At 62.7% G+C, this 20,590-nt stretch carries 17 protein-coding genes and 4 tRNA genes; 16 read left to right on the top strand and 5 right to left on the bottom strand.

The window, feature by feature from the left end:
* Positions 1-69: 69 nt before the first annotated feature.
* From ACO6VM_RS03000 to ACO6VM_RS02985, 4 genes are all read right to left on the bottom strand, one after another.
* A complete protein-coding gene (locus ACO6VM_RS03000; protein ID WP_422402747.1) occupies positions 70-852 on the bottom strand; it encodes an ABC transporter substrate-binding protein in 783 nt (260 codons plus the stop codon).
* Positions 853-1,225: 373 nt separating this feature from the next.
* Positions 1,226-2,272 carry an ornithine cyclodeaminase gene (locus ACO6VM_RS02995; protein ID WP_323830567.1) on the bottom strand — a complete coding sequence of 349 codons (1,047 nt, stop codon included), beginning with the start codon at positions 2,270-2,272 and terminating at the stop codon, positions 1,226-1,228.
* An 18-nt stretch (positions 2,273-2,290) separates the two neighbouring features.
* Positions 2,291-3,208: a citrulline utilization hydrolase CtlX gene (ctlX, locus tag ACO6VM_RS02990; RefSeq protein ID WP_422402746.1), complete on the bottom strand. Its 918-nt coding sequence runs from the start codon at positions 3,206-3,208 to the stop codon at positions 2,291-2,293.
* A 373-nt stretch (positions 3,209-3,581) separates the two neighbouring features.
* Complete coding sequence (locus ACO6VM_RS02985) at positions 3,582-5,351, bottom strand: sigma-54-dependent Fis family transcriptional regulator (protein WP_422402745.1); 1,770 nt, start codon at positions 5,349-5,351, stop codon at positions 3,582-3,584.
* Positions 5,352-5,575: 224 nt separating this feature from the next.
* Between ACO6VM_RS02985 and ACO6VM_RS02980 the strand changes: the two genes are divergently transcribed.
* From ACO6VM_RS02980 to ACO6VM_RS02955, 6 genes are read left to right on the top strand one after another with little or no spacing between them, the layout of a single operon-like run.
* The gene (locus ACO6VM_RS02980) at positions 5,576-6,670 is read left to right on the top strand and encodes an ABC transporter ATP-binding protein (protein ID WP_401056975.1); all 1,095 of its coding nucleotides are present in this window, start codon (positions 5,576-5,578) and stop codon (positions 6,668-6,670) included.
* Entirely contained in the window at positions 6,670-7,767 is a 1,098-nt protein-coding gene (locus ACO6VM_RS02975; protein WP_401056976.1) for an ABC transporter ATP-binding protein, read from the top strand. Before ACO6VM_RS02980 ends, ACO6VM_RS02975 begins: the two co-directional genes overlap by 1 nt.
* On the top strand, positions 7,764-8,627 hold the full coding sequence (locus ACO6VM_RS02970) for a carbohydrate ABC transporter permease (protein ID WP_401056977.1): 864 nt from the start codon (positions 7,764-7,766) through the stop codon (positions 8,625-8,627). Before ACO6VM_RS02975 ends, ACO6VM_RS02970 begins: the two co-directional genes overlap by 4 nt.
* A gap of 3 nt (positions 8,628-8,630) precedes the next feature.
* The gene (locus ACO6VM_RS02965) at positions 8,631-9,431 is read left to right on the top strand and encodes a carbohydrate ABC transporter permease (protein WP_125463462.1); all 801 of its coding nucleotides are present in this window, start codon (positions 8,631-8,633) and stop codon (positions 9,429-9,431) included.
* 12 nt (positions 9,432-9,443) lie between these two features.
* On the top strand, positions 9,444-9,716 hold the full coding sequence (locus ACO6VM_RS02960; protein ID WP_401057146.1) for a DUF2160 domain-containing protein: 273 nt from the start codon (positions 9,444-9,446) through the stop codon (positions 9,714-9,716).
* A 38-nt stretch (positions 9,717-9,754) separates the two neighbouring features.
* Positions 9,755-11,494, top strand: a complete 1,740-nt coding sequence (locus ACO6VM_RS02955) for an extracellular solute-binding protein (RefSeq protein ID WP_110994359.1) — start codon at positions 9,755-9,757, stop codon at positions 11,492-11,494.
* A gap of 203 nt (positions 11,495-11,697) precedes the next feature.
* Here the strand turns inward: ACO6VM_RS02955 and folD are convergent, their stop codons facing one another.
* Positions 11,698-12,552 carry a bifunctional methylenetetrahydrofolate dehydrogenase/methenyltetrahydrofolate cyclohydrolase FolD gene (folD, locus tag ACO6VM_RS02950; RefSeq protein WP_422402744.1) on the bottom strand — a complete coding sequence of 285 codons (855 nt, stop codon included), beginning with the start codon at positions 12,550-12,552 and terminating at the stop codon, positions 11,698-11,700.
* 256 nt (positions 12,553-12,808) lie between these two features.
* Here folD and ACO6VM_RS02945 point away from each other — a divergent pair.
* From ACO6VM_RS02945 to hupB, 10 genes are all read left to right on the top strand, one after another.
* A tRNA-Arg gene (locus ACO6VM_RS02945) sits at positions 12,809-12,885 on the top strand.
* A gap of 34 nt (positions 12,886-12,919) precedes the next feature.
* Positions 12,920-12,995, top strand: a tRNA-His gene (locus ACO6VM_RS02940).
* 57 nt (positions 12,996-13,052) lie between these two features.
* Positions 13,053-13,137: transfer RNA gene (locus ACO6VM_RS02935), tRNA-Leu, on the top strand.
* A 36-nt stretch (positions 13,138-13,173) separates the two neighbouring features.
* Positions 13,174-13,249 (top strand) — tRNA-His (locus tag ACO6VM_RS02930).
* 223 nt (positions 13,250-13,472) lie between these two features.
* Positions 13,473-13,769: a DUF6388 family protein gene (locus ACO6VM_RS02925; protein ID WP_401056979.1), complete on the top strand. Its 297-nt coding sequence runs from the start codon at positions 13,473-13,475 to the stop codon at positions 13,767-13,769.
* Between the two features lie 251 nt (positions 13,770-14,020).
* Positions 14,021-15,334: a trigger factor gene (gene tig / locus ACO6VM_RS02920; protein ID WP_401056980.1), complete on the top strand. Its 1,314-nt coding sequence runs from the start codon at positions 14,021-14,023 to the stop codon at positions 15,332-15,334.
* Between the two features lie 91 nt (positions 15,335-15,425).
* Positions 15,426-16,067, top strand: a complete 642-nt coding sequence (gene clpP / locus ACO6VM_RS02915; RefSeq protein WP_011533114.1) for an ATP-dependent Clp endopeptidase proteolytic subunit ClpP — start codon at positions 15,426-15,428, stop codon at positions 16,065-16,067.
* A gap of 108 nt (positions 16,068-16,175) precedes the next feature.
* The gene (gene clpX, locus ACO6VM_RS02910) at positions 16,176-17,459 is read left to right on the top strand and encodes an ATP-dependent Clp protease ATP-binding subunit ClpX (protein WP_125463465.1); all 1,284 of its coding nucleotides are present in this window, start codon (positions 16,176-16,178) and stop codon (positions 17,457-17,459) included.
* A gap of 153 nt (positions 17,460-17,612) precedes the next feature.
* The gene (gene lon, locus ACO6VM_RS02905; protein WP_401056981.1) at positions 17,613-20,009 is read left to right on the top strand and encodes an endopeptidase La; all 2,397 of its coding nucleotides are present in this window, start codon (positions 17,613-17,615) and stop codon (positions 20,007-20,009) included.
* A 153-nt stretch (positions 20,010-20,162) separates the two neighbouring features.
* A complete protein-coding gene (gene hupB / locus ACO6VM_RS02900; RefSeq protein ID WP_054892387.1) occupies positions 20,163-20,435 on the top strand; it encodes a nucleoid-associated protein HU-beta in 273 nt (90 codons plus the stop codon).
* Positions 20,436-20,590: the final 155 nt, after the last annotated feature.

Here is a 20,590-nt window from a genome sequence, read left to right as displayed (position 1 = left end):
GGGAAGTCTTTCTCTATGTGGGGAGGTGCCATGGGGTGGTTCCTTCCCCCCCGCGATCAGCGCTGTAGGTCACTCGTTGTAGATGTCCAGCTCGCCGACGTACTTCTTCTGGATCGCGGCGTAGGTGCCATCGGCGTGGATCATGGCGATGCCTTTATCGAGCAGGGCCTTGAGCTCCGGGTCGGTCTTGCGCAGGCCCATGGCGATGTCCAGCGGCAAGCTTGGGTCCTTGATCGCCGGGCCGCTCTTGAAGTCGGCGCCTTCGGGCTTGGAGAGGAAGTTGAGCTGGGCTTCGAGCTTGTCGGTGACGGTGGCGTCGAGGCGGCCGTTCATCAGGTCGGCGTAGTTCTGGTCCTGGGCCTGGTAGGCCTTGACCTGAGCGCCCAGCGGTGCCAGTACGGCGCGAGCATAGGCTTCCTGCAGCGAGCCTTGCAGCACGCCGACCTGCTTGCCCTTGAGCGATTCGACGGTGTCACCGAAGCCTGCGGACTTGCGCACGATCACCGAGGTGGGGCTGAGGAACAGGCGGCTGGTGAAATCGATCTGTTTCTGGCGGGCCGGGGTGACGGCCATCGACGACATGATGGCGTCGAACTTGCGCGCCCGCAGGGCGGGGATCATGCCGTCGAATTCGTTGTGCACCCAGCTGCACTTGACCTGGAGTTTTTCGCAGATGGCGTTGCCCAGTTCGATGTCGAAGCCTTGCAGGCTGCCATCGGCGGCGACGGATTCGAAGGGCGGGTATTCGGGGTAGACGCCAAAGCGGATCTCGGTCCATTCCTTGGCCTGGGCAACGGTGGTGGCGCACAACGAGAACAGCAGCACGCCGAGGCGTTTTCGTAGGGTGAGCATAGGTGTAGGTCCCTGGGTGTTGTTATTGGAAGTAGGGGCAGTGCAAGCGTGTGGCTCTGTAACTGTTCTTGTGGGTGACTCGTTGGTCGCGGTCAGAATGCGCGAGGTAGAGCGGTTTTTTGTGTCGTTTGCCGGCGCGCACATGGCCGGATTCGGCTGTTGAGTTGCTTGCTGCAGCCGAATCGGCTGTTGCGACAAGGATTTATGGAAGTGCGACAGCGGTTTCTGTCATCGCGGGGGGGGGGGGGGCCCCCCCCCCCACCCCCCCCCACCATAGAGGGGGGGCTCTCCCACGATTCTTGTGTGAGCCATCTTTCCCCCCCTCCTTCCCCCCCCTCCTATGGCCTCTCCCCCCCCCCCCGCGATGGTCCGATCAGGCAGCGCTGGCCTTGCGTTCAACCGCCGCCGGCTGCAGCAGGGCGAACAGATCCTTCGGATTGGCCAGCTCCGGCACCAGGTTGATGTCATGGCCAATGTCCAGCGCCTTGGCCACATCCAGCACATAGCGCAGCGCCGAGTAGTCCTCGATGGCAAAACCGACCGAGTCGAACAGCGTCACCTGCTCGGCGCTCTCGCGCCCGGCCGCGATGCCTTCGACCACCTGCCAGAACTCGGTGGTCGGCGAATCGGCTGGCATCTGCTGGATCTCGCCTTCGATACGGCTCTGCGGTTCGTACTCGACGATCACCCGGGCCCGCTCGACGATCTCGCGGTGCAGCTCGGTCTTGCCCGGGCAGTCACCGCCCACGGCATTCAGGTGCATGCCGGGCTCGATCATTTCGGGGGTGAGGATGGTGGCGTAGGCCTTGTCGGCGGTGACCGTGGTGACGATGTCGCTGCCGCGCACCGCATCGGCCACGCTGGCGGCGATGGTCAGTTTCAGTTGTGGGTAGCCGGCCAGGTTGGCCGCGAGTTTTTCCGAGGCTGCGCGGTCGATGTCGAACAGGCGAATCTCCTCGATGCCCAGCAGGGTGTGGAAGGCGATGGCCTGGAACTCGCTTTGCGAGCCGTTGCCGATCAGCGCCATGCGCTTGCTGTCCTTGCGCGCCAGGTAGCGGGCGGCCAGGGCGGAGGTGGCGGCGGTGCGGATCGCGGTGGTCAGGGTCATTTCGCTGAGCAGCACCGGCGCGCCGGTATCGACGTCGCCCAGGGCGCCGAAGGCCATCACCGTGAGCAGGCCGTTGTGGGTGTTCTTGGGGTGGCCGTTGACGTACTTGAAGGCGTACAGGCTGGCGTCGGACACCGGCATCAGCTCGATCACCCCGTCCGGCGAGTGGTTGGCCAGGCGTGGGCATTTTTCGAAGTCGTGCCAGCGCAGGTAGTCCTGGCGGATGTACTCGGCCATTTCTGCCAGGCAGGTGGGCAGGCCCTTGCGGTTGACCAGGCGGGCGAGGTCTTGCACGTCGATATAGCGGGTCATGGTGATTCTCCTTTGAATTCAGTGGCGCGAGGGCAGGTGGACTTCGGCGAGCATGCAGCGCGCGCTGCCGCCGCCGATGCGTTCGATATGGTCGATGTTCACCACCAGCGGGTGGCTGTGGCGCTCGACCTGGCTGCGCTGGCCGGTGTCCAGCGAGCGCCAGGCGCTGCGCGACATCACCAGCAGCGAGCGACCGTCGCGGTCGTGCACTTCGAGCATGTTGCCGGCGAAGTTCTCCAGCTGGTCGTGATTGAGCGCCAGCACTTGTTTGCCGGTGTCGCGCAGCGAGTGTTCCAGGGCCCGGCGCTCGTCGGCGTGGGGCAGGGCGTCGAGGCACACCACGGCGAGCTGGCGGCCGACGTTCATCATCACGTTGCTGTGGTAGATCGGCGCGTGCTGGCGGTCGACGGCGTGGAACAGGCACAGGCGGTAGTCGAGCTGCTCGGCGAACTGGCGCAGGGCCTGTTGGTGGGTGCGGCCGGAGTGGCAGGCATAGCTGATGCGGTGTTCGCGGTCCAGGACCATGCTGCCGGTGCCTTCGAGGAACAGATTCTGCTGTTCCAGCGGGCTCAGATCGACGGTCTGTTTGATGCTGAAACGCTCGTCCAGTGCCCGCAGCACGCCCTTGCTGCGCTCCAGGCGGCGGTTCTGGCCTTCCATCGGGTAGAGCACCAGGCTGCCGTCGGCGTGGCTGCTCCACCAGTTGTTGGGGAAGATCGAATCGGGCGTGTGTGGCTCGGGGGTGTCCTGCACCACCAGCACTTCAACGCCGTGCTGGCGCAGGCTGGCGACGTAGCCGTCGAACTCTTCCAGGGCCTTGGCGCTGGCGGTATCAGGGTCCAGTGGGGCCTGCTGGAAGCGGTTGTTAACGGCGGTGTCCGGGTTGAAGGCGAACCGCGCCGGGCGAATCATGAGGACGGTATTTGTTGTTTGCATTGGGCACGCATCCACGGGTGGGCTGTGTGACCATTGTCGGGCGGATCAGGGCGAAATCCCGGCTGAAGCGCGTGGGGTGGGCGGCGGGTTCAGCTGAAATAGCGGGTTTGGCAGCGGAATCTGTTGTGATGGCTCTATCGCGACGGCTTTGCCAGTGCCTGGCACTGCTTTTCTGTAGGAGCGGCCTTGTGCCGCGAAAGGGTCGCGAAGCGGCCCCCATTTTTTAGCTACGCAACAAACATTGCCGGGGCTGCTCTGCAGCCCTTTCGCGGCACAAGGCCGCTCCTACACAGAATGTGCAAACCCCTAGAATGTGCAAGCTCATAGGTGTGGGAGCGGGCTTGCCCCGCGATGGGATGGCAGTGCTTGCGTCCTATTCGTTGGGTACCACCAGCCCACGTGCGCGCAGCCGCTTGTACAGGGTCGTGCGGCTGACCCCCAGCGCACGGGCCACCGAAGAGAGGTTGCCATTGGCTCGGCGCAGCAGTTCACCCAGGTCATTCGGGGCGTGTTCATGCACAGCGTTTTCCCCCGCCTCAGCCAGAAAGCTGTCCGGCAGATGACCCACCCCGACCGGCTGATCGCCAGCCAATGCCAGCGCCACCTGCATCACACTGACCAGCTCACGCAGATTGCCCGGCCAGGGATGCCGTTCCAGCAGCACCAGCACATCATCCGCCAGGCGCTCGGGCTGGCCGGGCTCGCGATGGCGCCCATGCACCTCTTCGATCAGCGCGCGGCGGTCACTGCGTTCGCGCAGCGCCGGCAGCACCAGGGTCAACCCGGCAATGCGGTAATAAAGGTCCTGACGAAAACGCCCGGCGCGCACCTCGGCGGCCAGGTCGCGGTTGCTCGCCGACACCACGCGTATGTCCAGCGCCACCGGCTCGCCACTGCCCAGCGGCTGGATGCTGCGGGCCTGCAGTACACGCAGCAGGCGGGCCTGGGTGGCCAACGGCATGTCGCCGATTTCGTCGAGGAACAGCACGCCGCCGTCGGCCTTGCGGATCAGCCCGGGGTTGCCTTTGTGGTGGGCGCCGGTGAAGGCGCCTTTTTCGTAGCCGAACAGCTCCGACTCCACCAGTTCGGCCGGGATCGCCGCGCAGTTGACCGCGATCAGCGGCTGGCGCGCCCGGCTGCTGGCCTGGTGCAGGGCGTTGACGAACACCTCCTTGCCTACCCCGGTCTCGCCCTGCACCAGCAGCGGGATGTCCTTCTCCAGCAGCACACCGGCCTGGGCCAGCGCCTTGCTCACACGCGCATCCGTGGAGCTGGGCACACGGCGCGTGGGTGGCCGGCGTGGCCCCTGCCACTGGCAATGCAGGCGTTGGCGACCATGGGCGAGCAGGGCGAAGGGGCGCCCTTCGGCGTGTTCGAGGATCTGCCGCAATGGCACCTGGAACAGCTGCGCCAGGTTCAGGTGGCGCGGGTCGGCGCCCAACAGGCTGCCTGCGCGGTGGTTGGCCGCACGCACCTCGCCGCGTTCGTCGAACAACAGCAGGCCGGCCCAGGGGCTGTCGAGATTGTCAGCGGCGGTGTTGAACAGCAGTTGCCAATGCTGCTCACCGGGCCCGGCGAGGATCAGCCGGTTCTCCAGGCTCTGGCTGAGCATGCGCACCAGGCCCAGGGTCTGGGCGGCGGGCAGGTAGCCGTCGCTGGCCACGTCGAGTACGCCGACCAGGCGCCGTTCGGCGTCGAACAGCGGTGCGGCGGCGCTGGCCATGTAGCGGTTCTGCCTCAGGTAGTGCTCGTCCTGGCCGACATGGATGGCCTCGCCGCACACCAATGCCGTGCCCAGCGCGTTGGTGCCGACGCCTTGCTCGCGCCAGCGTGCGCCGGGGCTGAAGGCGTGTTGCTGGTGCGGGTCGACGAAGCGCCGGGTACCCCAGGCGCCGAGCAGGCAGCCGCTGGCGTCGCCGAGCATCACCAGGTGGCTGGCGTTGCCCAGCAGGTGCGCGTATTGCGGCAGCACGTCGTCATGGGTGAGGCGCAGGAGGACTTGGTTGCGTTCGAGCAGGGCATCGAGCTCGGCACCGGTCAGGCAATCGAAGTCGGGCGCTTGCTGGGGCTGCAGACCGTGCTCGCGGCAGCGCGCCCAGGAGGCCTGGATCAGTTGGGCGTGGGTCGAAACGGAGTGGGCCATGGGCCTGTCCTGTGGGGTGTTGTTTTTATTGGCGACCGCGATTGAGTGTCGTTCAGTGCTGTTCAATGTCAAACCCGAGGGTGTTCAGTTGTTCAGCGAAACTGTTCACTTCTGTACAGGCCGGGTGCCGCGCCCGGGCGCGAGATGCCGGTATAGAGCGGTTGTGCCGGGCTGGCACGGAACTGGCTGAGGGGGCTGGACAACCATTACAAGAAGGCCACGCCATGTCCCTGGTGCTGGAGCAGGTACGCCGCAGTGTCGACAACCAGCTGTGGATCGACGACGCCAGCCTGCGCTTCGAGCCCGGCTCGTTCAACGTGCTGCTGGGCCGCACCCTGGCCGGCAAGACCAGCCTGATGCGCCTGATGGCCGGCCTCGACCGCCCGGACAGTGGCCGCGTGCTGATGGATGGCGAGGATGTCACCGGGCGCCCGGTGCGCAGCCGCAACGTATCGATGGTCTATCAACAGTTCATCAACTACCCCACGCTCACGGTGTTCGAGAACATCGCCTCGCCGTTGCGTCAGGCGCGCATGGCCGAACCGGACATCCAGCGGCGTGTGCGCGAAACGGCCGAGATGTTGCGCATCGAGCCCTTTCTCGGGCGCCTGCCGCTGGAACTGTCGGGTGGCCAGCAGCAGCGCACCGCCATGGCCCGGGCATTGGTCAAGGACGCCTCGCTGATCCTGTTCGACGAGCCCCTGGTCAACCTCGACTACAAGCTGCGCGAGGGCCTGCGCCAGGAGCTGCGCAGCCTGTTCGCCGAGCGCAACTGCATCGCCGTGTATGCCACCACCGAGCCCAACGAGGCGCTGGCCTTGGGCGGCACCACCACCTTGCTGCACGAGGGCCGGGTGATCCAGAGCGGCCGCACCACCGAGGTGTATCAACGGCCCGCCAGCGTGCTGGCCGCCGAGCTGTTCTGCGAGCCGCCGATCAACCTGGTGCCCGGGCGCATCGTCGGCAACGAGGTGAGCCTGGCCGGTGCCGTGCACTTTGCCCGCACGGCCGACCTGCGCGACCTGGCGGACGGCGAGTATCGTTTCGGCATCCGCCCCGGCCACCTGACCCTGGTGCCGTCGCGCGATGATGACCTGGAGCTGGCGGTGTTGGTGGAGCTGGCCGAGATCAGCGGCTCGGAAACCTTCCTGCATGTGCGCAACGAGCACTGGCGCATGACCCTGCACCTGCCGGGCGTGCACGAATATCAGGTGGACACGCCGATCCGCGTGTTCGTCCCCACCCACAAGCTGTTCATCTTCGACAGCGCCGACACCCTGGTGCAGGCGCCACGCCTGCGCGACGCGAGGAGCGCCTGATGGCCGAGATCCGCCTGCACCAGCTGGCCCACAGTTACAGCCGCTCGCCCGCAAGCGCCGACGACTACGCCTTGCATGAGCTGGAGCATGTGTGGGCTCAGGGCGGTGCCTATGCCTTGCTCGGGCCGTCCGGCTGCGGCAAGTCGACCTTGCTCAACATCATCTCTGGCCTGCTGGCGCCCTCCCATGGCGAGGTGCTGTTCGACGGCAAGGTGGTCAACGCCTTGACCCCGCAGCAGCGCAACATCGCCCAGGTGTTCCAGTTCCCGGTGGTGTACGACACCATGACGGTGTTCGACAACCTGGCCTTCCCCCTGCGTAACCAGGGCTTGGACGAGGCGCGGGTAGGTGCGCGGGTCGAGGAAATCGCCGAGGTGCTGGAGCTGACCGCGGTGCTGCACAAGCGCGCGCGCAACCTCAGCGCCGACGAAAAGCAGAAGGTCTCCATGGGCCGCGGGCTGGTGCGCGACGACGTGTCGGCGATCCTCTTCGACGAGCCGCTGACGGTGATCGACCCGCACCTGAAATGGAAGCTGCGGCGCAAGCTCAAGCAGATCCACGAACAGTTCAACATCACCATGATCTACGTCACCCACGATCAGCTGGAGGCCTCGACCTTCGCCGACAAGATCGCGGTGATGCACGCCGGGCGCATCGTCCAGTTCGGCACCCCGCGCGAGCTGTTCGAACGGCCCCGGCATACCTTCGTCGGTTATTTCATCGGCAGCCCCGGAATGAATCTGATCGATGTGCGCGCCGAGGCCGACGGCGTGAGCTTTGGCGATGTCCACCTGGTATTGCACGAGGGGGTGCGTGAGCGCCTGGCAAGGTCCGAAGGCGGGCGTTTGCAGGTGGGCATTCGCCCGGAGTTCGTGCAGGTGTGGGAGCACCCCTTCGACAACGCTTTCGAGACGCGCGTGGTGGACGTGGAGGACCTGGGGACCTACCGCATCCTCACGCTGGTGCTGGCGGGGGTCACCCTCAAGGCGCGCCTGGGCGAGGACCAGGTGGTGCCCCATGGCCGGGCCTGGGTAAGCCTGCCGCCGCAATGGCTGATGCTCTACCTTGACGATCTGCTGGTGGAGGCCGAGGCATGAACAAGGTGCCGAACAACAAGGCCTGGTGGCTGGTGCTGCCGGTGTTCCTGCTGGTGGCGTTCAGCGCCGTGATCCCGATGATGACCGTGGTCAACTACTCGGTGCAGGACATCTTCGATGCCTCCAGCCGTTATTTCGTCGGCGCCGACTGGTACCGCCAGGTGCTGCGCGACCCGGCGCTGCATGATGCGCTGCTGCGCCAGTTCATCTATTCCGGGTGCGTGCTGGCCATCGAAATCCCGCTGGGCATCGCGATCTCCCTGACCATGCCGACCCGTGGGCGCATGGCGTCGGTGTGCCTGATCCTCATGGCCATCCCGTTGCTGATCCCGTGGAACGTGGTGGGCACCATCTGGCAGATCTTCGGCCGTGCCGACATCGGTCTGCTCGGTGCGACGCTGGCCAAGCTTGGGGTCAACTACAACTATGCCGGCGACCCGTTCGACGCCTGGGTCACCGTGCTGGTGATGGATGTGTGGCACTGGACTTCGCTTGTGGCGCTGCTGTGCTATTCGGGTTTGCGCGCCATCCCCGACGTGTACTACCAGGCCGCGCGCATCGACCGGGCATCGGGCTGGGCGGTGTTTCGCCATATCCAGCTGCCGAAGCTCAAGAATGTGCTGCTGATCGCGGTGATGCTGCGGTTCATGGACAGCTTCATGATCTACACCGAGCCGTTCGTGCTCACGGGCGGCGGGCCGGGCAACGCCACCACGTTCCTCAGCCAGACCCTCACGCGTATGGCGGTGGGGCAGTTCGACCTGGGGCCGGCGGCGGCGTTCTCGCTGGTGTACTTCCTGATCATCCTGCTGGTGTCGTGGCTGTTCTACACAGCCATGACCCACGCCGACAAGGAGTAGGCCATGAGCAAGCGCAAAACGCTGGCCCTGCTGTTGTACTTCTTCTTCCTGCTGGTGCCGATCTACTGGCTGCTGAACATGTCGTTCAAGAGCAACAGCGAGATCCTCGGTGGGCTGACGTTGTGGCCGCAGGTGTTCACCTTCGACAACTACCGGGTGATCTTCACCGACGCCAGCTGGTACAGCGGCTATATCAACTCGCTGTACTACGTGTGCCTGAACACGGTCATCTCGCTGACGGTGGCCTTGCCGGCGGCCTATGCCTTTTCGCGCTACCGCTTTCTTGGCGACCGGCACCTGTTCTTCTGGCTGCTGACCAACCGCATGGCGCCGCCGGCGGTGTTCCTGCTGCCGTTCTTCCAGCTGTATTCGTCGATCGGCCTGTTCGACACGCACATTGCCGTGGCCCTGGCCCACTGCCTGTTCAACGTGCCATTGGCGGTGTGGATCCTGGAGGGCTTCATGAGCGGGGTGCCGAAGGAAATCGATGAAACCGCCTACATCGATGGGTACAGCTTCCCGCGGTTCTTCGTGAAGATCTTCATCCCGCTGATCGGTTCGGGGATCGGCGTGACGGCCTTCTTCTGCTTCATGTTCTCGTGGGTCGAGCTGTTGCTGGCACGCACCCTCACTTCGGTGAACGCCAAGCCGATCGCGGCGGTGATGACCCGCACGGTGTCCGCCTCGGGTATCGACTGGGGCGTGCTGGCGGCCGCCGGGGTGCTGACCATTTTGCCGGGCATGCTGGTGATCTGGTTCGTGCGCAACCATGTGGCCAAGGGCTTTGCCCTGGGCCGGGTGTGAGGAGGGCGGATGATGGAGTGGATGGCCTGGACCCTGCCGACCGCGCTGTTCTTCACGGCGATCGGCCTGTTGTTGATATGCATGACCCTGTTCGAACTGCGCCGCCCGTGCCTGGAACGTCGCGGTTTTCTGCCGATTGCCACGACCCGTGGCGACCGGCTGTTCATCGGCTTGTTGGTCAGCGCCTACCTGCATCTGCTGGTGGTGGGGGTGAGCGACTGGCCGTTGTGGGTGGCCTCGCTGCTGTCGCTGGCGTGGCTGGTGGTGGTGCTGCGCTGGGGTTGAGCCTGGGGCAAGGATCCTTCTGCAATCTGGAGATCACAATGTTCGATAACGACAACAAACGGCGACATTTGACCCTGGCCGCACTGCTGGTGCTGGCCGGCCTGCACGGCACGGCCTGGGCCGACCAGTACGAAGACGCGGCGAAAAAATGGATCGGCAGCGAGTTCAAGCCGTCGACCTTGACCCCGGAGCAGCAACTCGAAGAGCTCAAGTGGTTCATCAAGGCTGCCGAGCCGTTCCGTGGGATGAAGATCAACGTGGTGTCGGAAACCATCACCACCCACGAATACGAGTCCAAGGTGCTGGCCAAGGCCTTCACCGAGATCACCGGCATCCAGTTGACCCACGACCTGCTGCAGGAAGGCGATGTGGTGGAAAAGCTGCAGACGCAGATGCAGTCGGACAAGAACATCTATGACGGCTGGGTCAACGATTCCGATTTGATCGGCACGCACTTTCGCTATGGCAAGGTGGAGTCGATCACCGACCTGATGGCCAATGAGGGCAAGAACTACACCTCGCCAACCCTGGACCTGAAGGACTTCATCGGCATTTCCTTCACCACTGCGCCGGACGGCAAGATCTACCAGTTGCCTGACCAGCAGTTCGCCAACCTCTACTGGTTCCGCGCCGACTGGTTCGAGCGCCCGGACCTGAAAGCCAAGTTCAAGGAGAAGTACGGCTACGAGTTGGGCGTGCCGGTGAACTGGTCGGCCTACGAGGACATCGCCAAGTTCTTCAGCGAGGACGTCAAGGAGATCGACGGCAAGCGGGTCTATGGCCACATGGACTATGGCAAGAAGGACCCTTCGCTGGGCTGGCGTTTCACCGATGCCTGGTTTTCCATGGCCGGCGGTGGCGACAAGGGGCTGCCCAACGGCCTGCCGGTGGACGAGTGGGGCATTCGCGTGGAGGACTGCCACCCGGTGGGCTCCAGTGTGACCCGCGGCGGCGACACCAATGGCCCGGCGGCGGTGTTCGCCACGCAGAAGTACGTGGACTGGATGCGCGCCTACGCCCCCAAGGAAGCCCAGGGCATGACCTTCTCCGAGGCGGGCCCGGTGCCGGCTCAGGGCAACATCGCCCAGCAGATCTTCTGGTACACCGCCTTTACCGCCGACATGACCAAGCCCGGGCTGCCGGTGGTCAACGCCGACGGCACGCCGAAGTGGCGCATGGCGCCATCGCCCAAGGGGCCGTACTGGGAGGAGGGGATGAAGCTCGGCTACCAGGACACCGGCTCCTGGACCTTCTTCAAATCCACCCCGGAGAAACAGCGTCTGGCGGCCTGGCTGTATGCCCAGTTCGTCACCTCCAAGACTGTGTCGCTGAAGAAGACCGTGGTCGGCCTGACGCCGATCCGCGAGTCGGACATCAACTCCCAGGCCATGACCGACCTGGCGCCCAAGCTGGGCGGGCTGGTGGAGTTCTACAGAAGCCCGGCGCGGGTGCAGTGGACGCCGACCGGCACCAACGTGCCGGATTATCCACGCCTGGCGCAGCTGTGGTGGAGCCATATCGCCGAGGTGGCCAGTGGCGAGAAAACGCCGCAAGAGGCGCTGGACGGCCTGGCGCGGGATCAGGACCGGATGATGGAGCGGCTGCAGCGCTCCAACGCGCAGGCCACCTGTGCGCCCAAGCTCAACCCCGAGAAGGATGCCCAGTACTGGTTCGACCAGCCGGGGGCGCCGAAGCCGAAGCTGGCCAACGAGAAGCCCAAGGGCGAAACGGTCAGCTACAACGAACTGCTCAAGTCGTGGGAGGCGGCGCGCAAGTGATCGGTTAGCTTCAAGGGCCTCATCGCGGGGGAAGAGGACGCAACACCACCACTCAACGGGGTTACTGGTTTCCTTTATGTCCTCACCCTCTCCCTTTGTTGTGAGTGGGGGCCCCCCTCCCCCCCCCCCGATAGGGTTTTTGCAAAAACGCCAGGCAAAAAAAACGGCACCTGCCAGAGGTGCCGTTTTCGCTTCACGCCAACTTACTTGTGCAGCTCTTCAGCGGCATACAGCGTATTTTCCAGCAGGCAGGCGCGGGTCATCGGGCCGACGCCGCCGGGTACCGGGGTGATCCAGCCAGCGCGGGGCAGGGCGGTCTCGTAGACCACGTCGCCGACCAGCTTGCCGTCTTCCTGGCGGTTGATGCCGACGTCGATGACGATCGCGCCTTCCTTGACCCACTCACCCTTGACCAGGCCCGGCTTGCCGGCGGCGACCACCAGCAGGTCGGCACGGCCGACGTGACCGGCCAGGTCCTTGGTGAAGCGGTGGCAGACGGTGACGGTGCAGCCGGCCAGCAGCAGTTCCATGGCCATCGGACGGCCGACGATGTTGGAAGCGCCGACGATGACCGCGTTCATTCCGTACAGGTCCTGGCCGGTGCTTTCCAGCAGGGTGATGATGCCCTTTGGGGTGCACGGGCGCAGCAGCGGGATGCGTTGCGCGAGGCGGCCGATGTTGTACGGGTGGAAGCCGTCGACGTCCTTGTCCGGGCGAATGCGCTCGAGCAGCAGCGAGGCGTCCAGGTGCGCGGGCAGCGGCAACTGCAGCAGGATGCCATCGACGGCCGGGTCGTCGTTGAGGCGGTCGATCAGCTCGGTCAGGGCCTGCTGGGTGGTCTCGCTGGGCAGGTCGAAGGCCTGCGAGATGAAGCCGACTTCTTCGCAGTCCTTGCGCTTGTGCGAGACATAGACTTGGGAGGCCGGGTCGGTACCGACCAGGATCACTGCCAGGCCTGGCGTACGCAGGCCCTGCTGGCGGCGCTCCGCGACACGTTGCGCGATCTGCTTGCGCAGGTTGGCGGCGATCGTCTTGCCATCGATAAGGTGTGCAGTCATAGACGCGTGATTAACCATCGAGAAGGAAACATGAAGAAGCGCGCATTCTCGCACGACACGGCGCAAGGGCAAAGGCGGGTGGTCGGGCAAATCCCCTAACCCCTTCAATAATTTAAATTTTTTTCAGAAACATGTTGACGACTTTGAGGGTCGGCTATAAGATTCGCCGCACTTGTCGGGCACTGCCTGGCACGGGTTGGCAAAGTCGGACAGAATAAGCGGTTTGTTGGCTTGTTAAGTCGGACTGAAAGCTTAAGCGCCCGTAGCTCAGCTGGATAGAGCATCCGCCTTCTAAGCGGATGGTCGCAGGTTCGAGTCCTGCCGGGTGCGCCATTAGGCCTGGGCAAGTAAGCAGTAACGCAATATGGTGGGCGTAGCTCAGTTGGTAGAGCGCCGGATTGTGATTCCGGTTGTCGTGGGTTCGATTCCCATCGTCCACCCCAGATTCGGCAGAGGCGCCAGGATTGAATGATCAGGCGCCTTTGTTTTAAGCGCTTCATGCGGACGTGGTGAAATTGGTAGACACACTGGATTTAGGTTCCAGCGGCGCAAGCTGTAAGAGTTCGAGTCTCTTCGTCCGCACCATGTTTCTGTAAGGCTGTACCGCAACACTGCATTATGGTGGGCGTAGCTCAGTTGGTAGAGCGCCGGATTGTGATTCCGGTTGTCGTGGGTTCGATTCCCATCGTCCACCCCATATTTTACGAAGGCGCCTTGGTCGAAAGATCGGGCGCCTTTGTTGTTTTTGCATTGCATGGTTTGCGGCGCTCGAGCTCGCAGCGGCTGCAAGGCCCGGGTTGAGGGGCTTGCAATCATTGCTCGGCTCACCCCTTGCAATCCTCTATTGATGCCCCAATAAAAGCTGTTAGATTTCAGCCGGTTGACCGTCCGGCCAAGATGCTGGCAGAGGAATACCGCAAATGATCGCAAAAGAAGCGCGCCAGGCCCTGGCGCTGCAACGTTTCGCCGAAGCCAATCCGCAACTGCTCGAGGAGATTCGCGAGCTGGATGCGCGCGAGCAGGCGCAGCAGATCGAGTGGGCGTTCGAGGATGCCGCCGATGAGCAGGGTGTCCAGCCCTGGGAGTTGGCCCTGCAATTGATCGCCGAAACCCCGGAGCAGCTGCAGGCGATGCGCCTGGAAACCCACCGCGAGGTGGCTGAGGCGCTGGGGATGGAGTGGGAAGAATACTGCCAGTTCAACGAGATCGAGCCGTAATAAAAGGTGCGTTCGGGTTGGGCGGGGTTTGTTTGACAAGGTTTTACAATCGCGCGGCCTGTGACGGCCTGCGCGGGCAATGCTTAAACAGGCTCGACGCCACGGCGCTCGGGCCTTTCAGGGAAATCGACCGGCGTGGTCTGCCGACAATCCGGGTGGGGTGACTTCTGCTGCATGAGTCACTAGAATGCTTGCCCTTGATTCTGGAGTCGGGCTATCGCCGGCTAACGTCTGTGCAACGAGGAATATCCATGCAAGTTTCTGTTGAAAACACTTCCGCTCTCGAGCGCCGCATGACCATCGCCGTTCCGGCCGAGCGCGTCGAGAACGAAGTCAACAAGCGTCTGCAGCAGACTGCCCGTCGCGCCAAGGTTGCAGGCTTCCGTCCTGGCAAGGTGCCGATGAGCGTCATTCGCCAGCGTTTCGAAGCCGATGCCCGTCAGGAAGCTTTCGGTGACCTGGTCCAGGCCTCCTTCTACGAAGCTATCGTCGAGCAGAAGCTGAACCCGGCCGGCGCCCCTGCCGTTGAGCCGAAGTCGTTCGAAAAGGGCAAGGACCTCGAGTTCGTCGCCATCTTCGAAGTCTTCCCTGAGTTCACCGTTTCGGGCCTGGAATCGATCAGCGTCGAGCGCCTGAGCGCCGAAGTGGCCGATGCCGACCTGGACAAGATGCTGGACGTGCTGCGCAATCAGAACACCCGTTTCGAGGCCGTCGAGCGCGCTGCGCAGAACGACGACCAAGTCAATATCGACTTCGTTGGCAAGATCGACGGTGAAGCCTTCGCCGGTGGTTCGGCCAAGGGCACTCAGCTGGTGCTGGGTTCCGGCCGCATGATCCCAGGCTTCGAAGAAGGCCTGGTCGGCGCCAAGGCCGGTGAAGAGCGCGTTGTCAACGTGACCTTCCCAGAGGACTACCAGAACCTCGACCTGGCTGGCAAAGCCGCCGAGTTCACCATCACCGTCAACAGCGTTTCGGCACCACAGCTGCCAGAACTGAACGAAGAGTTCTTCGCTCAATTCGGTATCAAAGAGTCGACCCTGGAAGGCTTCCGCACCGAAGTTCGCAAGAACATGGAGCGTGAACTGCGTCAGGCCACCAAGACCAAGGTCAAGAACCAGGTCATGGACGGTCTGCTGGCCGCCAACCCGATCGAAGTGCCAAAAGCCCTGCTGGAAAACGAAGTCAACCGTCTGCGCGTGCAGGCTGTCCAGCAGTTCGGTGGCAACATCAAGCCTGATCAACTGCCGGCCGAGCTGTTCCAAGAGCAAGCCAAGCGCCGCGTGGTGCTGGGCCTGATCGTCGCCGAAGTGGTCAAGCAGTTCGACCTGAAGCCGGACGACGCCAAAGTGCGCGAAATGATCGAAGAAATGGCTTCGGCCTACCAGGAGCCAGAGCAGGTTATCGCCTGGTACTACAAGAACGACCAGCAACTGAACGAAGTGCGTTCGGTTGTACTGGAAGAGCAAGTTGTAGATACTGTCCTGCAGAAAGCGACTGTGACCGACAAATCGGTCTCGTACGAAGAAGCTGTAAAGCCAGCACAGGCTCAAGCCGACGCTGAGTAACAGGCTACTCTCGTAGGAAACCCCCACAAGCCAGCCTTCGCGCTGGCTTGTGCGTATTCAAGCCATGACTATTTGGGAGTGAGTGCAGGACATGTCCCGCAATTCTTATATTCAGCAGAGCTCTGACATCCAGGCCGCAGGCGGCCTGGTCCCGATGGTTATCGAGCAGTCCGCCCGTGGCGAACGCGCCTATGACATCTACTCGCGCCTCTTGAAGGAGCGGGTGATCTTCCTGGTCGGCCCCGTAGAAGACTACATGGCCAACCTGGTGGTGGCGCAGCTGCTGTTCCTGGAAGCGGAAAACCCGGACAAGGATATCCATCTGTACATCAACTCGCCGGGCGGTTCGGTGACTGCCGGCATGTCGATCTACGACACCATGCAGTTCATCAAGCCGGACGTCTCGACCATCTGCATCGGCCAGGCCTGCAGCATGGGCGCCTTCCTGTTGGCGGCCGGTGCCGCTGGCAAGCGCCACTGCCTGCCGAACTCGCGGGTGATGATTCACCAGCCGCTCGGCGGCTTCCAGGGCCAGGCGACCGACATCGAGATCCATGCCCAGGAAATCCTCAACATCAAGGCGCGCCTGAACGAACTGCTGGCCCATCACACCGGCCAGTCGCTCGAGACCATCAAGCGCGATACCGAGCGTGACAACTTCATGAGCGCTGCGCGCGCGGCCGAGTACGGCCTGATCGACTCGGTCTACGACAAGCGGCAACTGGCATCCTGAAGCAATGCGCCAGAGCGGTCGGGTGCGCAGTGTGCCCGACCGCGGACTTGAAAAAGCCTGCGATTGCCTTCATCTTGTGTTTCAAGCCTACCGGATTGGATCGATCGAATGACTGACACCCGTAACGGCGAGGACAACGGCAAATTGCTCTATTGCTCCTTCTGCGGCAAAAGCCAGCACGAAGTGCGCAAGTTGATTGCCGGCCCCTCGGTATTTATCTGCGACGAGTGCGTCGACCTGTGCAACGACATCATCCGTGAGGAGGTGCAGGAAGCCCAGGCCGAGAGCAACGCGCACAAGTTACCCTCGCCGAAAGAAATCAGCGGCATCCTGGACCAGTACGTCATTGGTCAGGAGCGCGCCAAGAAGGTGCTTGCCGTAGCGGTGTACAACCACTACAAGCGCCTGAACCAGCGTGACAAGAAGGGCGACGAAGTCGAACTCGGCAAAAGCAACATCCTGCTGATCGGGCCAACCGGCTCGGGCAAGACGCTGCTCGCCGAAACCCTCGCGCGCCTGCTGAACGTACCGTTCACCATTGCTGACGCCACCACCCTGACCGAAGCCGGTTATGTGGGTGAGGACGTCGAGAACATCATTCAGAAACTGCTGCAAAAGTGCGACTACGACGTGGAAAAGGCCCAGATGGGCATCGTCTACATCGACGAGATCGACAAGATCTCGCGCAAGTCGGACAACCCGTCCATTACCCGCGATGTTTCGGGTGAGGGCGTGCAGCAGGCACTGCTGAAACTGATCGAAGGCACCGTCGCTTCCGTGCCGCCGCAAGGTGGTCGCAAGCACCCGCAACAGGAATTCCTGCAGGTTGATACCCGCAATATCCTGTTCATCTGCGGTGGCGCCTTCTCTGGCCTGGAAAAGGTCATCCAGAACCGTTCCACCAAGGGTGGTATCGGTTTCAGTGCAGAAGTGCGCAGCAAGGAAGAAGGCAAGAAAGTCGGCGAGTCTCTGCGTGAGGTCGAGCCGGACGATCTGGTCAAGTTTGGTCTCATCCCCGAGTTCGTCGGTCGTCTGCCGGTACTGGCGACGCTGGACGAGCTGGACGAGGCTGCACTGATGCAGATTCTGACCGAGCCGAAGAACGCGCTGACCAAGCAATACGCCAAGCTGTTCGAAATGGAAAGCGTCGACCTCGAGTTCCGCAGCGATGCGCTCAAGGCCGTTGCCCGCAAGGCGCTGGATCGCAAGACCGGTGCCCGTGGCCTGCGTTCGATCCTGGAAGGCGTGCTGCTCGACACCATGTACGAGATTCCTTCGCAGAAGGAAGTCAGCAAGGTGGTGATCGACGAGAGCGTCATCGAGGGTACTTCGAAGCCGCTGCTGATCTACGAAAACAGCGAGCCGCAAGCCAAAGCCGCCCCCGACGCCTGATCGGGCAAGGGGCAGCATGCAGAAAGGGGCCTTCGGGCCCCTTTTTGCATTTCCTGGTATCGACGCTTGTAATTTCAAAGGGCTGCCCCCACATTAGCTCCAAGCATCATTTCCAACGGTTTCCGGCCACAAGGCCGCTGTAGAGGCGAAATCATGAAGACCACCCTCGACTTGCCTCTTTTGCCATTGCGCGACGTTGTCGTCTATCCGCACATGGTCATCCCACTGTTCGTGGGGCGTGAGAAGTCCATCGAAGCCCTCGAGGCGGCGATGACGGGCGAAAAGCAGATCCTCCTGCTGGCCCAGAAAAACCCTGCCGACGATGATCCGGGTGAGGATGCCCTGTACCGCGTCGGTACCGTCGCCACCGTCCTGCAACTGCTCAAGCTGCCCGATGGCACCGTCAAGGTGCTGGTCGAGGGCGAGCAGCGCGGCTCGGTCGAACGCTTCAATGAAGTCGATGGCCACATTCGTGCCGAAGTCAGCCTGATCGACGAAGTGGAGGCCGCCGAGCGCGAGTCCGAAGTCTTCGTGCGCACCTTGCTGTCGCAGTTCGAGCAGTACGTCCAGCTGGGCAAAAAAGTCCCGGCCGAAGTGCTGTCTTCACTCAATAGCATCGAAGAGCCGGGCCGCCTGGTCGATACCATGGCCGCGCACATGGCCTTGAAGATCGAGCAGAAGCAGGAAATCCTCGAGATTGTCGATCTGCAGGCCCGTGTCGAACACGTGCTGGCGCTGCTGGATGCCGAGATCGACCTGTTGCAGGTCGAGAAGCGCATCCGTGGTCGGGTCAAGAAGCAGATGGAGCGCAGCCAGCGCGAGTACTACCTGAATGAGCAGATGAAGGCCATTCAGAAAGAGCTCGGCGATGGCGACGAAGGCCACAACGAAGTCGAAGAGCTCAAGAAACGCATCGAAGCCGCCGGCCTGCCGAAAGACGCCCTGACCAAGGCCCAGGCCGAGCTCAACAAGCTCAAGCAGATGTCGCCAATGTCCGCTGAAGCCACCGTGGTGCGTTCGTACCTGGACTGGCTGGTGCAGGTGCCGTGGAAGGCCCAGAGCAAGGTGCGCCTGGACCTGGCCAAGGCCGAAGAGATCCTCGATGCCGACCACTATGGCCTGGAAGAGGTCAAGGAACGCATTCTCGAATACCTCGCCGTGCAGAAGCGGGTGAAGAAGATTCGCGGCCCGGTGCTGTGCCTGGTCGGCCCGCCTGGCGTGGGCAAGACCTCGCTGGCCGAGTCGATTGCCGCTGCCACCAATCGCAAGTTCGTGCGCATGGCCCTCGGTGGCGTGCGTGACGAAGCAGAAATCCGCGGTCACCGTCGTACCTACATTGGTTCGATGCCGGGCCGCCTGATCCAGAAAATGACCAAGGTGGGCGTACGCAACCCGCTGTTCCTGCTCGACGAAATCGACAAGATGGGCAGCGACATGCGTGGCGACCCGGCGTCGGCACTGCTGGAAGTGCTCGACCCGGAGCAGAACCACAACTTCAACGATCACTACCTGGAGGTCGACTACGACCTGTCGGACGTGATGTTCCTGTGCACCTCGAACTCGATGAACATCCCGCCGGCGCTGCTCGACCGCATGGAAGTCATCCGTCTGCCGGGTTACACCGAGGACGAGAAGATCAACATCGCGGTCAAGTACCTGGTGCCCAAGCAGGTCAAGGCCAACGGCTTGAAGAAGGATGAGCTGGAGGTCGATGTTTCGGCGATCCGCGACATCATTCGCTACTACACCCGCGAAGCCGGTGTGCGGGGCCTGGAGCGGCAGATCGCCAAGGTGTGCCGCAAGGTGGTCAAGGAGCACACGGGGCAGAAGCAGGTCAAGGTCAAGGTCACTGGCGAACAGCTCGAGCAACTGCTGGGCGTGAAGAAATTCCGCTATGGCCTCGCCGAGCAGCAGGACCAGATCGGCCAGGTCACCGGCCTTGCCTGGACCCAGGTGGGTGGTGAGCTGCTGACCATCGAAGCTGTGGTCATTCCCGGCAAGGGCCAACTGATCAAGACCGGCTCGCTGGGCGACGTCATGGTCGAGTCGATTACCGCTGCGCAAACCGTGGTGCGCAGCCGTGCCGCAAGCCTGGGGATCGCTGCAGACTTCCATGAGAAGCGCGACGTTCACATCCATATGCCCGAAGGTGCCACACCCAAGGATGGCCCGAGTGCAGGCATCGGCATGTGCACTGCATTGGTCTCGGCGCTGACCCAGATCCCGGTGCGCGCAGATGTCGCGATGACCGGCGAGATCACCCTGCGTGGCCAGGTCCTGGCCATTGGTGGCCTCAAGGAAAAACTGCTGGCGGCACACCGTGGCGGGATCAAGACGGTGATCATTCCCGAGGAGAATGTTCGCGACTTGAAGGAAATTCCGGAAAATATCAAACAGGATCTTCAGATCAAACCGGTCAAATGGATTGACGAAGTCCTCCAAATTGCGCTGCAATACGCCCCGGAGCCCTTGCCAGATGTGGCTCCGGAGATTGTCGCCAAAGATGACAAGCGCGACAGCGATGCTAAGGAAAGAATCAGCACGCATTAGTAAGTATTTCGCTGGGGGGCTTTGGTTGACAGCTTTTTCGGGCCCTTGCTATAAAGCGGCACGCCATTGTCAACAGGCCACCCAGCGCTCGTTACACACGCTTTTCATTACATACTTAGAAACAAACTCAATAGAGAAATAAGGGGACTTAGAGTGAACAAGTCGGAACTGATTGACGCTATCGCCGCATCCGCTGACATCCCGAAAGCTGTTGCCGGCCGCGCGCTGGACGCAGTAATTGACTCCGTGACCGGTGCCCTGAAAGCAGGCGACGACGTCGTTCTGGTTGGCTTCGGTACCTTCTCGGTCAAAGAGCGCGCCGAGCGCACCGGCCGTAACCCGCAAACCGGCAAGGCGATCAAGATCGCTGCTGCCAAGGTTCCAGGTTTCAAGGCTGGTAAAGGCCTGAAAGACGCCGTCAACTAAGTCGTCTCTTTCAGCCGGCCCAGGTTTCGGCCAGGGTCGACCGCGTGACGGGCGGGTTCGCAAACGTTCCCGCTGGTACGCAAGCTTCGAAAAGGGCGCATCCACTGGATGCGCCTTTTTTCTATCAGGATTCTACCCACGCTCCGCGGTTGTCG

Source organism: Pseudomonas sp. GZD-209, assembly GCF_049310485.1.
In the GTDB taxonomy this organism is placed as follows: domain Bacteria; phylum Pseudomonadota; class Gammaproteobacteria; order Pseudomonadales; family Pseudomonadaceae; genus Aquipseudomonas; species Aquipseudomonas sichuanensis.
Note: the sequence above shows the minus strand (reverse complement) of the source record. Positions and strands in the feature narration are given on the sequence as shown.

What these genes read in the sequence shown, in the direction of transcription:
- ACO6VM_RS03000 (WP_422402747.1), bottom strand. Translation starts at nt 852, where the DNA reads ATGCTCACCCTACGAAAACGCCTCGGCGTGCTGCTGTTCTCGTTGTGC.
- ACO6VM_RS02995 (WP_323830567.1), bottom strand. Translation starts at nt 2,272, where the DNA reads ATGACCCGCTATATCGACGTGCAAGACCTCGCCCGCCTGGTCAACCGC.
- ctlX (WP_422402746.1), bottom strand. Translation starts at nt 3,208, where the DNA reads ATGCAAACAACAAATACCGTCCTCATGATTCGCCCGGCGCGGTTCGCC.
- ACO6VM_RS02985 (WP_422402745.1), bottom strand. Translation starts at nt 5,351, where the DNA reads ATGGCCCACTCCGTTTCGACCCACGCCCAACTGATCCAGGCCTCCTGG.
- ACO6VM_RS02980 (WP_401056975.1), top strand. Translation starts at nt 5,576, where the DNA reads ATGTCCCTGGTGCTGGAGCAGGTACGCCGCAGTGTCGACAACCAGCTG.
- ACO6VM_RS02975 (WP_401056976.1), top strand. Translation starts at nt 6,670, where the DNA reads ATGGCCGAGATCCGCCTGCACCAGCTGGCCCACAGTTACAGCCGCTCG.
- ACO6VM_RS02970 (WP_401056977.1), top strand. Translation starts at nt 7,764, where the DNA reads ATGAACAAGGTGCCGAACAACAAGGCCTGGTGGCTGGTGCTGCCGGTG.
- ACO6VM_RS02965 (WP_125463462.1), top strand. Translation starts at nt 8,631, where the DNA reads ATGAGCAAGCGCAAAACGCTGGCCCTGCTGTTGTACTTCTTCTTCCTG.
- ACO6VM_RS02960 (WP_401057146.1), top strand. Translation starts at nt 9,444, where the DNA reads ATGGAGTGGATGGCCTGGACCCTGCCGACCGCGCTGTTCTTCACGGCG.
- ACO6VM_RS02955 (WP_110994359.1), top strand. Translation starts at nt 9,755, where the DNA reads ATGTTCGATAACGACAACAAACGGCGACATTTGACCCTGGCCGCACTG.
- folD (WP_422402744.1), bottom strand. Translation starts at nt 12,552, where the DNA reads ATGACTGCACACCTTATCGATGGCAAGACGATCGCCGCCAACCTGCGC.
- ACO6VM_RS02925 (WP_401056979.1), top strand. Translation starts at nt 13,473, where the DNA reads ATGATCGCAAAAGAAGCGCGCCAGGCCCTGGCGCTGCAACGTTTCGCC.
- tig (WP_401056980.1), top strand. Translation starts at nt 14,021, where the DNA reads ATGCAAGTTTCTGTTGAAAACACTTCCGCTCTCGAGCGCCGCATGACC.
- clpP (WP_011533114.1), top strand. Translation starts at nt 15,426, where the DNA reads ATGTCCCGCAATTCTTATATTCAGCAGAGCTCTGACATCCAGGCCGCA.
- clpX (WP_125463465.1), top strand. Translation starts at nt 16,176, where the DNA reads ATGACTGACACCCGTAACGGCGAGGACAACGGCAAATTGCTCTATTGC.
- lon (WP_401056981.1), top strand. Translation starts at nt 17,613, where the DNA reads ATGAAGACCACCCTCGACTTGCCTCTTTTGCCATTGCGCGACGTTGTC.